Here is a 14,024-nt window from a genome sequence, read left to right as displayed (position 1 = left end):
GTGTTGGGAGCATGCCGATGAGGACAGAGCTCGACCGCCTCGCGGGAGGGGCGCACCACGATCCGCACTCCGTGCTCGGAGCGCACCCCGGGTCAGGCGGGGTGGTCTTCCGCACCTTGCGCCCGCTGGCCGAGCGGGTGCGGGTGGTGCTGGACGACGGTACGGCCCACGACATGAAACACCAGGCCCACGGGGTGTTCGAGGTCACGGTCCCGGGGCTGGACAAGGTCCCCGACTACACGCTGAGCGTCAAGTACGCCGGCCACGACCCGTACGAGGTGCGCGACCCGTACCGGCACTGGCCCACGCTCGGCGAGGTGGACCTGCACCTCATCGGCGAAGGACGGCACGAGCGGCTGTGGGAGGCGCTCGGCGCGCGCGTGATGAAGCACGAGGACGTGGAGGGCACGGCGTTCGCCGTCTGGGCGCCCAACGCGCGCGGCATCCGCGTCGTCGGCGACTTCAACCACTGGGACGGCACCGCCTACCCGATGCGCTCGCTGGGCCGCTCGGGGGTGTGGGAGCTGTTCGTCCCCGGGGTCGGGGCGGGCGAGCGGTACAAGTACCAGATCCTGGGCGCCGACGGCGTGTGGCGCGACAAGGCCGACCCGATGGCCAGGCGCACCGAGGTGCCGCCGTTGACGGCGTCCGTGGTCGACAAGTCGGCCTACACCTGGGGTGACGACGCCTGGCTCGCCGACCGGCGCGACACGCGTCCGCTGGACGAGCCGATGAGCGTCTACGAGGTGCACCTGGGGTCGTGGCGGCCGGGGCTGTCGTACGTGGAGCTGGCCGACCAGCTCTCCTCGTACGTCTCCGACATGGGGTTCACGCACGTGGAGCTGCTGCCGGTGGCCGAGCACCCGTTCGGCGGGTCGTGGGGCTACCAGGTGACGTCCTACTACGCGCCGACGGCCAGGTTCGGCACGCCCGACGAGTTCCGCCACTTCGTGGACCGGATGCACCAGCGCGGCATCGGCGTGCTGCTGGACTGGGTGCCCGCGCACTTCCCGATGGACGACTGGGCGCTGGCGCGCTTCGACGGCACCCCGCTCTACGAGCACGCCGACCCGGCCAGGGGCGAGCATCCTGACTGGGGCACGTACGTGTTCGACTTCGGCCGCAGGGAGGTGCGCAACTTCCTGGTGGCCAACGCGCTCTTCTGGCTGAAGGAGTTCCACATCGACGGGCTGCGCGTGGACGCGGTGGCCTCGATGCTCTACCTCGACTACTCGCGGCGCGAGGGCGAGTGGACGCCGAACATCTACGGCGGCAGGGAGAACCTCGACGCGGTCGAGTTCCTCAAGGAGATGAACGCCGTCGTCTACCGGGAGGCGCCCGGCATCTCGACCGTCGCCGAGGAGTCGACGGCCTGGCCGGGGGTCTCGCGCCCGGTGCACCTGGGCGGGCTCGGGTTCGGGTTCAAGTGGAACATGGGCTGGATGCACGACACGCTCGAATACCTGCGCCACGAGCCGATCTTCCGCCAGTACCACCACCACCAGCTGACGTTCTCGCTGCTGTACGCCTACTCCGAGAACTACGTGCTGCCGCTCTCCCACGACGAGGTCGTGCACGGCAAGGGCTCGCTGCTCGGCAAGATGCCGGGCGACGAGTGGCAGCGTTTCGCGCAGCTGCGGGCATTGCTGGCGTTCATGTGGGCGCATCCGGGCAAGCAGCTGCTCTTCATGGGCGGCGAGTTCGGCCAGGGGTCGGAGTGGTCGGAGGAGCGCGGGCTCGACTGGTGGGTGCTGGAGTTCGACGGGCACCAGGGCGTGCAGCGGCTGGTACGCGACCTGAACCGGATCTACCGCGAGACCCCGGCGCTGTGGGAGCTGGACGCCAGGCCCGAGGGGTTCCGGTGGATCGACGCCGACGACGCCTCGGGTAACACGTTCTCGTTCCTCCGCTACGCGAACGACGGGTCCGCGGTGGCGTGCGTGATCAACTTCAGCGGCGCGCCGCACGAGAACTACCGGCTCGGCCTCCCGTACGCGGGCCAGTGGTCGGAGGTCGTCAACACCGACGCCTACGACTACTGGGGCAGCGGCGTGGGCAACCTCGGGACGGTCGAGGCCGACGGCGAGCCCTGGCACGGGCTGCCGCACTCGGCCACGCTCCGGGTGCCGCCGCTCGGCGCGGTGTGGCTCACACGCGAAGGGGACACGCTGAACATTTGAGGTGCGTGCGCTGAAAGTTCGGTGAGAAACGGCCGGGGGGTCTGTGCCTGTCCGATAAATCACCCTAAACTCCGAGATCATCCCCCTCGGAGGACGCGTGCGACTTCGCCCCCTGATCGTGAGCACGATCGTGCTGGCCCTGCTGCCGCTGTCTGGTCCGGCCTACGCCGAGGACCCGACTCCCACCCCCAGCGCTTCGCCGACCGAAGCGAAGGTGGAGGAGGGGTTAGGCGTCGACGGCGGGGCCGTGCGAGCCATCGTCGAGCTGACCGATCCCGCCCAGAACGCCCCCGTGGCGACCCAGGCGGCGACCGAGAGCGTGGACGTGGTGCTCCAGCCGCCGAGCCAGCCGTTCATGGTCGTGGAGGGCACCGCGGACGAGCTGGCCAGGCTGGCCGAGGACCCGCGGGTCACGTCCATCCACCGGGACAGGACGTACTCGCCGGTGGACGTCGGCCCCAACCTCAAGCTGATCGGCGCCGACCAGGCGCACGCCAAGGGCCACACCGGGGCCGGGCAGGCGGTGGCCGTGCTGGACACCGGCATCGACCGGGACCACCCGTGGTTCCAGAACCGGGTCGTGGCCGAGGCCTGCTTCTCCGCCATGGAGAGCGGCGTCCAGTCGCTCTGCCCCAACGGCCAGACCTCGCAGACGGGCACGGGCGCGGCGGACGCCACGACGGCGAAGTGCCTGGCGAACGGCGTGAACCTGTGTGAGCACGGCAGCCACGTCGCGGGCATCGCGGCCGGCACCGGAGGGGTCGCGCCGGGCGCGAACATCGTGGCGGTGCAGGTGTTCAGCCGGGTGGACGACGAGGACGTCTGCATCGGCGAGTCCTCGTGCCTGCTGGCGTACGAGTCGTCGCTCCGGCAGGCCATGGATTACGTGGCGACGCTGAACCAGCCGATCGCCGCCGTCAACCTCAGCCTGGGCGGCGAGCTCTCCGAGACCGACTGCGACGCGAGCGAGGAAGGCGCGATCTTCAAGCCGAAGATCGACGCCCTGCTGGCCAAGGGCATCGCGACCGTGGTGGCCGCGGGGAACGAGTACTCCGAAGCCACCTCGTACCCGGCCTGCGTCTCCTCCGCGGTGGCCGTCGGGGCGACCGACAACAACGACACCATCGCGCCCTTCTCCAACCGCGGGGCCCTCGTGGACCTGTTCGCGCCCGGCGTGAACGTCGAGTCGTCCATCCCGGACAACCAGACGGCCGTGTTCAGCGGCACCTCGATGGCCAGCCCGCACGTGGCCGGGGCGCTGGCGCTGATGAAGGCGGCCTCGCCGGGCACGCCGATGACCGATCTGATCAACACGCTGAAGACGACCGGCAGGCCGTACGTGTACGAGGCCAACGGCGCGCAGGTCACGACGCCGCGCCTGGACCTGGCGGCGGCCCTGACCGGGGCGTCGCCGCAGCCCTCCATCTCGCAGTCGCCGCCGAGCATGCCGACCGACCCCGACCCCGAGCCGGGCCCGTCGGACAGCAGCGGCCCCACCCCCGAGCCCGAGGACCCGGGTGGCCAGGCGCCGGAGCAGCCCTCCACCTCCAGCACGCCGGTCCCGGTGCCCACGGTCACCGTGACCGTGACGGTCACGCCGACCCCGAAGACCACCGCGCAGGTCTGCACGCGCGGCACGGCCGCGACCAGGCTGACGGCCGCCAAGTGGGCCGTGGAGATCCACCGCAGCAGCGGCACGATCCCGGACGCCACGCTCACCTGCTACCTGAAGCTGATCGGCAAGTCGAGCAAGGTCTTCCCCGAGGTGACCAAGGCGTCCTCGCTCGGCAAGGCGTACCGGGTGCTGAAGAACACCAGGACCAGCAAGGCCAAGCTGGACAGCGCGCTGCTCACGGCCTGGCTGAACTGGGCCCACGGCACGAACGGCACCACGAAGCTAACCGCCGCCGAGAAGGTGCGGCTGAGCGCCAAGTCGTCCGCGGCGACGCTGAGGAAGGCGGCCAAGAACGTCAATTGACGTGCTCCCGGCGAAAACGCCGGGATTCTGGCCTGTGCCGCGCTGTTCATGCGGCGGCACTTCCGTGGCTTCCTGCTTCGTCAGGCTGCGCCGCCGCGAGCGGTGGTCTTACCGGCCCTCCACAGGCGTTTAGTCTCTCCGCCCGTCCGGCGGCGAGAATGTTGATCGCGGCGTTGACGTCCCGATCATGGACGGCGCCACACGGGCAGGTCCATTCCCGCACGTTCAACGGCATGGTCTCGGCCAGTGTCCCGCAGGCCGAGCAGAGTTTGGACGACGGGAAGAACCGGCCGATTTTGGAGAACTGCCGGCCATAGAGTTTCGCCTTGTACTCCAGCATGCTCACGAACGCCGACCAGCCCGCGTCATGCACGCTCTTGGCCAGCCTCGTGCGCGCCAGCCCCTTCACCGCCAGGTCCTCCACATACACCGCTTGATTCTCACGGATGATCTGTGTGGAGGTCTGGTGATGGAACTCGCGGCGCGCAGCAGCGACCTTCGCATGCTGGCGGGCCACCTTCACCCGGGCCTTGGCCCGATTGAATGACCCTTTCTCCTTGCGAGACAGCGCTTTCTGCAGCTTCTTGAGTTTCTTCTCCGCCCGGCGCAGGAACCGCGGAGAGTCGATCTTCCGGCCGTCCGCCAGGACGGCGAAATGGCCGAGCCCCAGATCGATCCCCGTCTCGCCCAGCGCGGCGGGCAGCGGCCGCTCGCATACCTCGACCACGAAACTGGCGAAATACCGACCGGCCGCATCCTTGATGACGGTGACCGAGGACGGCGGCGCGGGCAGCTTTCGCGACCACCGCACCCGTACATCCCCGATCTTCGGCAGGCGCAGCCTCCCCCAGGGGGTGACGGCGAAGCGGGCGTTCTTGGTGAACCGGATCGCCTGCCGAAGGTCCTTGCGGGACCGCATCCGGGGCGGGGCCACCTTCGGCCCTTTGCGCTTGCCGGACAGCGAGGCGAAGAAATTGCGGAACGCGGTGGTGCAGTCGGCCAGGGCCTGCTGCAGCACCACCGCCGACACCTCGCCCAGCCAGGCCCGTCCTGGCGTCTGCTTGGCCTACGTGATCACCGTGCGAGACAACTCGGCATCGGTGATGAAGGGCAGGCCCTGCTCGTGAGCGTGGTTGCGCAGTGCGAGCGCGTCGTTGAAGACCACGCGGGCGCACCCGAACGCCTTGGCCAACGCGCTGTGCTGCCCCCGCGTCGGGTCGATGCGGAAGGAATACCGCAACTGCACGAGCTCCATCCTAGGTTGGTTCACGGCCGAGGACTGCGCGATCAGGACCGACGGACACTGCGTTTTCAACGGCGAAGCTAACCACGTCCATCTGCTGGTGAATTCCTCGCCCAAGATCGCGTTGACCAAGCTGGCCAACAGCCTCAAAGGCGTGTCCTCGCCTCAAGGTAAAGACGCCTCCAACGTTTCTCTGCGTGACATACGCCACCGACATCACTGTTGCCGCAGGTGGGGAAGTATGCGGCTGTGGATGAGCCGGAAGCCGGGAGGAACACGTGAGGCCACGATCTCTGCTGGGCGGCGCCCTGGCGCTGGTCGCGACGTCCGCCGTGCTCTGCGCTGCTCCGGCGCTTCTGGCCGAGACCCTGCCAGCAGCAGGGCCGACGGCGGGGCCGCCGGTGCCCCGCTCCGCGGGCAACGGGCCGCTCATCAGCCCCGCGCTCGTGGCGGAGGTCCAGATGAGGTCCAGGGTCCGCTCCATCATCCAGCTCAAGCCGGGAGAGAGCGTCCAAGCCGTCGCGAAGGACCTTGAGCAGACCTCCGGGAGCAGCCGGGTCGTGGACGCCACGTCGTCGCCGCACTTCTTCGTCGCCGAGGTGGACCGCGTGACCCTCGCGAGGCTGGAGAAGGACGCCCGGATCCAGGCCGTCTACAAGGACGAGCTGCGAACGACCACCCTCGACGACAACAGCACCGCCCTCATCCGCTCCGACCACGCGAACCAGGCAGGCTGGACCGGGAAGGGCACGACGGTCGCCATCCTGGACACGGGGATCGACCGCGACCATCCCTACCTCGCCGGCCGGATCGTGGACGAGGCGTGCTTCTCCACCTCAGACCCTCGCGACGGCACGGTCTCGCTCTGTCCGAACAACCAACCCACGCAGACGGGCCCCGGCGCGGCCGACGCCGAGACGGCCCAGTGCATCGTCAGGGGGGCGAACGCCTGCTCCCACGGCACGCACGTGGCGGGCATCGCCGCCGGCCGGATGACCGCGGGCTCGCCCGCCAACGGCGTCGCCCCCGACGCGGGCATCCTGCCGATCCAGGTCTTCAGCCGCGTGGACAACGCGATGACCTGCGAGGTCGGCCGCACTCCCCCGCCGTGCTTCCTCAGCTACCTCTCCGACGAGAAGCTGGCGCTCGAGTACGTCGCGCGGGTGGTCAGGGCCCACAACATCGCCGCGGTGAACATGAGCCTCGGTGGCGGCGGCCCGTACGCCCAGGCGTGCGACACGGACGCGGCCGCCTCCGCGGTCAAGCCGGAGTTCGACACGCTGGTGAGCATGGGCGTCGCGCCCGTGGTGGCGGCGGGGAACAACGGCTTCGCGAACGGCATCGTCGCCCCCGCCTGCCTCTCCAGCGCCATCGCGGTGGGCGCGACCGACGACTTCGACCAACCGGCCCGCTTCACCAACCGGGGGCCGATGCTCGACCTGTTCGCGCCGGGCGTGAGCATCAGGTCATCGGTGCCCGACGACACGTACGTCGAGCACAGCGGCACCTCGATGGCCGCGCCGCACGTGTCGGGGATGTTCGCGCTGATGAAGCAGGCGTACCCGGGGTTCACGGTCGCGCAGAGCCTGCAGCGCCTGCAGGGAACGGGCGCGGCGATCCGCTACTCCGCCGCGGGCACCCTCGTGACCACGGCCAGGATCGACGCGGAGCACGCCACCGCGGCCGCCCACGCCTGAGCCCTATGACCCGCCCTCGCCGACCCCGAATCCAAGATCGGCCCCGGCGTGGCGATCAAGGCGGCCATCGCGGGGAACGCGTACGCGACGCTGGACGGCACCTCGATGGCCGCGCCGCACGTGACGGGCGCCCTGGCCCTGCTCCACCAGAAGCGGCCCCGCGCGGGGGTGGACCAGCTGGTCGACCTGCTGCGGCGCACGGGCAAGCCGATCACGTACACGAGCGCGGGGGCCGAGGTCACGACGCCCCGCATCAACGTGTACGCGGCCCTGCACAGCCGCTGAATCCGCAACCGGGGCAACGGGCGCCCGTTGCCCCGGACAGCGCTAGATCACTTCGCGGAGCACGTCGTCGACCGGGGTGGCGCTCACGCCGAGGACCTTCTCGGTTTCGGAGAAGTCGACGACGAACGGCTGCCCGGGCTTGATGAGCACTTCGTGCATCTCCCCCCAGAGCGGGTCGGTGAAGGCGAGCAGGGTCAGATCGCGTTCGGTCATCTGCTCCATCCGCGGCTCGGGCGCCCCCGCGAGCCGCGCGAGCCGCCCGGCCAGCTCCCGCACCGGCAGGGTCGCGGTGGGTACGTGCCAGGCCCTGCCGTACGCCTGCTCATCGCGGCTCGCGGCGACCAGCGTGCGCGCGGTGTCGCCGACCGACGAGTAGCTGTGGGGCACGTCGAGCTCCTGCGGCACCAGGGCGAGCCGGCCTTCCAGCACGGGCCGCTGCACCGTGAAGCTGAACACGGAGAAGGCGCCCGCGCCGTAGAACTGGGCGGCCCGCACCTCGGTGACCTGCACGCCTGAGGCCGCGGCCTCCTCCCATGCCCGCGCCCTGGCCCGCCCCTTGGGCCCGGTCGCGGCCAGCGGGAAGTCGGGCGCGATCGGCCCGTCCACCGGGCCGTAGGCGTACAGGTTGCCGAGCATCACGTAGGCGGCGCCGGTCCGCCGCACCGCGGTGAGCAGCGAGGCCGTCAGGATCGGCAGCTGCTCGGGCCAGGCGTGGTAGGGCGGCACGGCGGTGGTGAACAGCGTGTCCGCGCCCTCGGCCAGCTCGGTGAGCCGATCGGCGTCGGTCGCGTCCGCGGCGACCTTCTCGACGAGCGGATGGTCGGGTCCGCCGCCGCTGCGGCTGATCATCCGTACCCGCTCGCCCTCCTCGGCCAGCAGCAGAGCGGTCTTCGACGCGGCGGCCCCGCGTCCCACGATCACATGAGATTTCATGATGACAACGGTGCCGACCTCTGATCCTTTAGCCTAGGGGCCAGAATGCCACCTATCCGGAGGATCTGGCCATGCACCGTGTCACCGCCGTGATCGTGCCTCCCGTGCTGAGCTTCGACGTCTCGATCCCCCTCATGGTGTTCGGCGACGCCTCCCGCTACGACGTGCGCGTCTGCACCGCGCGGCCCGGACCGGTGCCGACCGTCGGGGGCCCCGACGTGCTGGTGGCGGAGGGCCTGGACGCGATGGAAGGCGCCGACACGGTGCTCGCCGTCGGAAGCGGCGGCGAGCAGGCTCCTGCGGAGGTCCTCGACGCCTTGCGGAAGGCCGCCGCCGGCGGAGTCCGGATCGCCTCGCTGTGCACGGGGGCGTTCGTGCTGGCTCAGGCGGGCCTGCTCGACGGGCGCCGCGCCACCACCCACTGGGGGCTGGCCGCCGACCTCGCCGCCCGCTTCCCGGCGGTCGACGTCCGGCCCGACGTCCTGTTCGTCGAGGACGGCGGCATCTTCACCTCGGCGGGCGCCGCGGCCGCCATCGACCTCTGCCTGCATCTGATCAGGCTCGACTACGGGGCGGCGGTGGCCAACGCGGCGGCGCGGCTCGCGGTCGTCTCCCCCGTACGGCCGGGCGGCCAGGCCCAGTTCATCGAGACCCCGCTGCCTCCCGAGCGCGGCACCTCGCTCGCCTCCACCCGGGCCTGGGCGCTCGAGCACCTCGACCGCCCGCTCACCCTGGCGGACCTGGCCGGTCATGCCAGGGTGAGCGTGCGGACGCTGACCAGGCGCTTCCACGCCGAGACCGGCCTGAGCCCGCTCCAGTGGCTGCTGCACCGGCGCGTCGACCGGGCCAGGGAGCTGCTGGAGACCACCGAGCTGCCCATGGACCAGGTCGCCGAGAAGAGCGGCCTGGGCAGCCCCGACTCCCTCCGCAAGCACCTGGCCGGCCGGGTCGGGCTCACCCCCACGGCCTACCGCGCGAGCTTCACCCGCATGGGGTGATCAGCACAGGCTCCGGCAGTCAGCGGTGGCGCGAATGTGACAGCCGCGGTGAGCGCGCGGTGAGTGGATGGTGAGCCCTCCGGAGCAGGCTCTGCGTCATGAAGAACCGCAACGTCCTGATCTCCGGCGCCTCCGTCGCCGGCCCCGCGCTCGCCTACTGGCTTCGCCGGCACGGCTTCAACCCCACGATCGTGGAGCGCGCCCCCGCGCTCCGCGACGGCGGCTACGCCGTCGACTTCCGCGGCGAGGTCCACCTGTCGATCCTGCGCGACATGGGCGTCCTGGCCGACCTCGAGCGCGCCCGCACCGGCATGGGCTCCATGGCGTACGTCAACAGCGCCGGCAAGGTGCAGGCCAAGCTGCCCGCCGACCTCTTCGCCGGGGACATCGAGATCCTCCGGGGCGACCTCGTACGCATCCTGTACGACGCCACCAAGGAGCACACCGAGTACATCTTCGGGGACTCCATCACCTCGCTCACCGAGGACGACCACGGCGTGAGCGTCACCTTCGAGCGCACCCCGCCCCGCAGGTTCGACCTGGTGATCGGCGCCGACGGGCTGCACTCCAACACCCGCCGCCTGACGTTCGGGCCGGAGGAGCGGTTCGTCAGGCATCTGGGCCTCTACTGCGCGATCTTCACCACCTCCAACTACCTCGGGCTCGACCACACCGGGCACGCCTACCGCACCGGGGGCAAGCTGGTCATGCTGCACAGCTCCCGCCACAACGCCGAGGCCAGGGCCGTCTTCTACTTCGCCGCCCCGGAGCTCGACCTCGACCGCCGCGACGTGGCCAGGCAGCAGGCCGTCCTCGCCGAGCAGTACACCGGCAACGGCTGGCAGAGCGACCGGCTGCTGAGCGAGATGCGGCACGCGCCCGACTTCTACTTCGACTCGGTCGGCCAGGTCCGCATGGACGCCTGGACGCGCGGCCGGGTCGCCCTGGTCGGCGACGCCGCCTCCTGCCCCTCCTCCCTGTCGGGCATGGGCTCGGGGCTCGCCCTGGTGGGCGCGTACGTGCTGGCGGGAGAGTTGGCCGCCGCGCACGGCGACCACCGCGTCGCGTTCGCCCGCTACGAGGAGGAGCTGCGGGAGTACGCCGCCGGCTGCCAGAAGATGGGCGACGGCGTCGCCGGCCTCATGGTCCCGGGCAGCCGATTCGTGGCCGGGCTGCTCAACCGCTACTACAAGCTCATGCCCTACCTGCCGGGGAAGAACATGGCCTCCAAGATCGCCCGCAGGACCGCCGAGAACATCACGCTGCGGGACTATCGGGACCTCGCCCGCCGATGACGGACTTATGGCGAGGGTCCGCAAACAGCCAAGCCGATTTTACAGAGCGTCGCTTAGGGTGGCTTCTATGGACGCAGGCAAGGCGATCTTCGAAACCGTCGACAAGCTTCGCCAGCGGCGCACGGCCCCGCTGGTGCTCGAACTCGATCTCACAGAGGGCATCACCGAGGGCCCGCCGACGGACCCGCTCGCCGCGGTGCTGTCCATGCGCAAGACGCGCCTGTCCGACGTCCTGTCCGGCCTCAAGCGGGCCAGACAGGACTCCAGGGTCAAGGCGCTGGTGGTGAAGATCGGCAGCAACCCGCTGGGCCTGGCCATGGTGCAGGAGCTGCGCCAGGCCGTGATCCAGTTCAGGGCGACGGGCAAGCTGACGGTCGCGTTCGCCGAGACGTTCGGGGAGTTCGGCGGCGGCACGGTGCAGTATTACCTGGCCACCGCGTTCGAGCGCGTCTACCTGCAGCCGAGCGGCGACGTCGGGCTCACCGGGGTGGCGCTGGAGCAGCGCTTCCTCAAGGGGGCGCTGACCAAGCTGGGCGTGGGCTACGAGGCCGGGCAGCGGCACGAGTACAAGACCGCCGTCAACACCTTCACCCAGGACCACATGACCGACCCGCACCGCGAGTCCATGAGCCGCATCGTCGAGTCGGTCACCGAGAGCCTCATCACGGGCATCGCCGACGGGCGCCGGCTCGACCCGGGCAAGGTCCGCGAGCTGATCGACCGCGGCCCGTTCACCGCCCGCGAGGCCGAGGAGGCCGGGCTGGTCGACCGGCTGGCCTACCGCGACGAGGTCTACGACGAGGTCAAGCAGGCGGCGGGCGACGAGGCCCACCTCCTGTTCATCTCCCGCTACGCCAGGGGCGCGGCCGTGAAGAAGCTGCCCAACCCGATGGCCGACGGGATCGCGCTCATCCACGGCACCGGCATGATCAAGAGCGGTCGCAGCGGCCGCAGCCCGCTCGGCGGCGGCGGGGCGATGGGCTCCGACACGATCAGCGCCGCCTTCCGCGCGGCCCGGCGTGACGAGCACGTCAAGGCCGTCGTGTTCCGGGTGGACAGCCCCGGCGGCTCCTATGTGGCCTCCGACACGGTGTGGCGCGAGGTGGTCCTGACGCGCAAGGTCAAGCCGGTGATCGTCTCCATGGGCGACATGGCGGCGTCCGGCGGCTACTTCGTCTCGATGGCCGCCGACGTGATCGTGGCCCAGCCCGGCACGCTGACGGGCTCGATCGGCGTGTACGGCGGCAAGCCGGTCCTCGCCGAAATGCTCGAGAAGATCGGCGTCAATTCTGAACTCGTCGCCGAGGGTGCCAACGCCGGCATGTTCTCCACCTCCCGCGGCTTCTCCCCCGAGCAGTGGGAGCGCGTGAACGCCTGGCTCGACCGGATCTACGACGACTTCGTGGGCAAGGTGGCCCAGAGCCGCGAGCTCACCCGTGACCGCGCGCACGAGCTGGCCCGCGGCCGCGTGTGGACCGGCGCCGACGCGCACGCCAGCGGGCTCGTGGACGAACTGGGCGGCCTGGAGGACGCGCTCGCCCTGGCCAGGAAGCGCACCGGCCTCGCCGACGACGCCCCCGTCCGCACCTACCCCCGGCTCAACCCGCTGGAGCGGCTGCGCGGGCCCGAGTCCAGCGAGGACAAGTCCGCGGCGCTGGCGCGGGTCCGCCTCGACGCGTGGGGCCCGCTCGCCCGGCTCTCCGCCGAACTCGGCCTCCCGGCCGCAGGGCCCTTGCTCCTGCCCACCTGGTACACGATCCGCTGAGCCGCGCCCGCGCCGCTGCCTGCATTACCTCCTGGGCCACAGCCGGCGCCGCTGCCGGCGCCGCTGGCCGGACCGCAGCCGGCACCGCCGGCCGGACCGCTGCCGGCGCCGCTGGCCGGGAACCCTCAGGCTTCTGCGGCGCGGTAGCGGCCGCGGAGCCGTACCAGGGGTTGGAGTGAGGAGCTGACGTAGGGGACCGCCAGGACGGCGGCGATGAAGAGCGTGTGGTCCCCGGCCGGGACCACCTTGGTGGTCTCCGCCTCCAGGGCGGCCACACCGCCCTCCACCACCAGCGCGCCCGTGTGCTCGCCCCGGTGGTGCGGCGTGCCGGCCAGCAGCAGCCTGGCGCTGGGCCGGCCCGCGGTGGCGAAGCGGCTGGCGATGGCCGCCTGGCCGGACGACAGGAGGGAGGCCGCCCAGCGGTCCTGGCGGAGCAGGACCTCGTTGAGGTAGCCGCCGCTCGCCAGGCTCACCAGCACGAGCGGGGGCTCCAGCGAGACCGACATCAGCGCCGACACCGTGACGCCCAGGTCGTCGCGCCCGTCGCGTACGGTCACCACCGCCACCCCGGCCGCCAGCTGCGCCATCGCCTCCGTGAACTCGCTCACAGAGACAGTCTCCGGGAAGTCGCGGCGCAACCGGAACGTGAGGGCCCCCGGCGAGCGGGGACCCTCACCGGAGTCAGCCGAGGCCGTTGGAGGTCAGCCATTCCTTGGCCACCGTGGCGGGCTCGTCCTTGTTGACGGAGATCTTCTGCATCATGTCCAGGAGGGACTGCGTGCTCAGCTTCGCCGAGACGGCGTTCAGCGTGGTCTTGATCGTGTCGGTCGCGCCCGCCTTGTAGAGCAGCGGCGTCACGTTCTGGGCCGGGAAGATGTTCTTGGGGTCCTGCAGCGGCACGAGGTTGTTCGCCGTCATCTTGGGATCGGTGGTGAACACGTTGCCGACCTGGATCGTGCCGTCCTTGATCGCGTCAGCGGTGGTCGGGCCCGTGGGCTTCCACTCCTTGAACTCGATCCCGTAGACCTCCTTGAACCGCGCCTCCCACCGCTTCTTGAACTCGGGCGGCCCGCCCACGACAAAGCTCTTGGAGACCTTGGCCAGGTCCTCCATCGTGTTCAGCGACTGCTTGGCCTGGGTGTCCTTGCTGATCGACAGGCTGTCCTTGTCCTCGGCCGGCGAGGAGTCGAGGACCTCCAGCTCGGCCGGCAGCTTCTCCTTCAGCGCGGCGTTGACCTCGTCGGTGGTCGCGGCCGTGTTCTTCAGGTCGACGAAGGCCAGCAGGTTGCCGTTGTACTCGGGCACGATCGTCAGGCCGCCGCTCTTGACCTGGTCGTACACGGCCTCGCGGCTGCCGATGCGCGGTTTCTCCGTGACCTGCACGCCCTTGGCCTCAAGCGCCTGCGCGTAGATGGACCCGAGCAGCACGCTCTCGTCGAAGTCGAACGACCCGATGACGGCCTTGCCCCCGCTCCCACCCGAAGCCGAACCGCTGGGGGCAGCGCTCGAGGTGTCGAGCGGGTTGCCCCCAGTGCTACCGCCACCACCACCGCAGGCGGCCATCCCGAGCATCGCCGACATGAGCACCGCGGCGATGCCGTACTTGCGTCCCATTTCGATTTTCCCTTCTAAGCGGGAGGTAATAGGGGA

Annotated in this window: 10 protein-coding genes and 2 pseudogenes; 8 read left to right on the top strand and 4 right to left on the bottom strand. The window is 70.6% G+C overall.

What is annotated here, in order from left to right:
• Positions 1 to 17: 17 nt before the first annotated feature.
• A complete protein-coding gene (glgB, locus tag AB0H84_RS12745; protein ID WP_357602436.1) occupies positions 18 to 2,180 on the top strand; it encodes a 1,4-alpha-glucan branching protein GlgB in 2,163 nt (720 codons plus the stop codon).
• Positions 2,181 to 2,277: 97 nt separating this feature from the next.
• Entirely contained in the window at positions 2,278 to 4,158 is a 1,881-nt protein-coding gene (locus AB0H84_RS12740; RefSeq protein ID WP_357602433.1) for a S8 family serine peptidase, read from the top strand.
• 46 nt (positions 4,159 to 4,204) lie between these two features.
• Here AB0H84_RS12740 and AB0H84_RS12735 read toward each other — a convergent pair.
• Positions 4,205 to 5,404: pseudogene (locus AB0H84_RS12735) on the bottom strand (RNA-guided endonuclease TnpB family protein).
• A gap of 64 nt (positions 5,405 to 5,468) precedes the next feature.
• Here AB0H84_RS12735 and AB0H84_RS12730 point away from each other — a divergent pair.
• The 3 genes and pseudogenes from AB0H84_RS12730 to AB0H84_RS12720 all read left to right on the top strand — a co-directional run.
• Positions 5,469 to 5,564, top strand: a pseudogene (locus tag AB0H84_RS12730) (transposase); the annotation flags it as partial.
• Positions 5,565 to 5,679: 115 nt separating this feature from the next.
• Entirely contained in the window at positions 5,680 to 7,098 is a 1,419-nt protein-coding gene (locus AB0H84_RS12725; RefSeq protein ID WP_357602431.1) for a S8 family serine peptidase, read from the top strand.
• Between the two features lie 48 nt (positions 7,099 to 7,146).
• Positions 7,147 to 7,383, top strand: coding sequence for a S8 family serine peptidase (locus tag AB0H84_RS12720; protein ID WP_357602428.1), 237 nt, complete (start codon positions 7,147 to 7,149; stop codon positions 7,381 to 7,383).
• Between the two features lie 42 nt (positions 7,384 to 7,425).
• Here the strand turns inward: AB0H84_RS12720 and AB0H84_RS12715 are convergent, their stop codons facing one another.
• A complete protein-coding gene (locus AB0H84_RS12715) occupies positions 7,426 to 8,316 on the bottom strand; it encodes an NAD-dependent epimerase (RefSeq protein ID WP_357602425.1) in 891 nt (296 codons plus the stop codon).
• A 71-nt stretch (positions 8,317 to 8,387) separates the two neighbouring features.
• On the opposite strand from AB0H84_RS12715, the gene AB0H84_RS12710 reads away from it, so the two are divergent.
• The 3 genes from AB0H84_RS12710 (at position 8,388) to sppA (ending at position 12,374) form a co-directional block, all read left to right on the top strand.
• Positions 8,388 to 9,314, top strand: coding sequence for a helix-turn-helix domain-containing protein (locus AB0H84_RS12710; protein WP_357602422.1), 927 nt, complete (start codon positions 8,388 to 8,390; stop codon positions 9,312 to 9,314).
• Positions 9,315 to 9,412: 98 nt separating this feature from the next.
• The gene (locus AB0H84_RS12705) at positions 9,413 to 10,609 is read left to right on the top strand and encodes an FAD-dependent monooxygenase (RefSeq protein WP_357602419.1); all 1,197 of its coding nucleotides are present in this window, start codon (positions 9,413 to 9,415) and stop codon (positions 10,607 to 10,609) included.
• 67 nt (positions 10,610 to 10,676) lie between these two features.
• Complete coding sequence (gene sppA, locus AB0H84_RS12700) at positions 10,677 to 12,374, top strand: signal peptide peptidase SppA (protein WP_357602416.1); 1,698 nt, start codon at positions 10,677 to 10,679, stop codon at positions 12,372 to 12,374.
• A gap of 125 nt (positions 12,375 to 12,499) precedes the next feature.
• Here sppA and AB0H84_RS12695 read toward each other — a convergent pair whose 3' ends face one another.
• Together AB0H84_RS12695 and AB0H84_RS12690 are read right to left on the bottom strand one after the other, a co-directional pair.
• Positions 12,500 to 12,982, bottom strand: a complete 483-nt coding sequence (locus AB0H84_RS12695) for a flavin reductase family protein (RefSeq protein ID WP_357602413.1) — start codon at positions 12,980 to 12,982, stop codon at positions 12,500 to 12,502.
• Positions 12,983 to 13,055: 73 nt separating this feature from the next.
• On the bottom strand, positions 13,056 to 13,988 hold the full coding sequence (locus AB0H84_RS12690; protein ID WP_357602410.1) for an ABC transporter substrate-binding protein: 933 nt from the start codon (positions 13,986 to 13,988) through the stop codon (positions 13,056 to 13,058).
• Positions 13,989 to 14,024: the final 36 nt, after the last annotated feature.

This window comes from Nonomuraea sp. NPDC050786 (assembly GCF_040654115.1).
Classification (GTDB): Bacteria; Actinomycetota; Actinomycetes; order Streptosporangiales; family Streptosporangiaceae; genus Nonomuraea.
This window is presented reverse-complemented; position numbering and strand designations above follow the sequence as displayed.

Excerpts from the sequence above, each read along its gene's own strand:
- AB0H84_RS12715 (WP_357602425.1), bottom strand. The coding sequence starts at position 8,316 with ATGAAATCTCATGTGATCGTGGGACGCGGGGCCGCCGCGTCGAAGACC.
- glgB (WP_357602436.1), top strand. The coding sequence starts at position 18 with ATGAGGACAGAGCTCGACCGCCTCGCGGGAGGGGCGCACCACGATCCG.
- AB0H84_RS12705 (WP_357602419.1), top strand. The coding sequence starts at position 9,413 with ATGAAGAACCGCAACGTCCTGATCTCCGGCGCCTCCGTCGCCGGCCCC.
- AB0H84_RS12710 (WP_357602422.1), top strand. The coding sequence starts at position 8,388 with ATGCACCGTGTCACCGCCGTGATCGTGCCTCCCGTGCTGAGCTTCGAC.
- sppA (WP_357602416.1), top strand. The coding sequence starts at position 10,677 with ATGGACGCAGGCAAGGCGATCTTCGAAACCGTCGACAAGCTTCGCCAG.
- AB0H84_RS12690 (WP_357602410.1), bottom strand. The coding sequence starts at position 13,988 with ATGGGACGCAAGTACGGCATCGCCGCGGTGCTCATGTCGGCGATGCTC.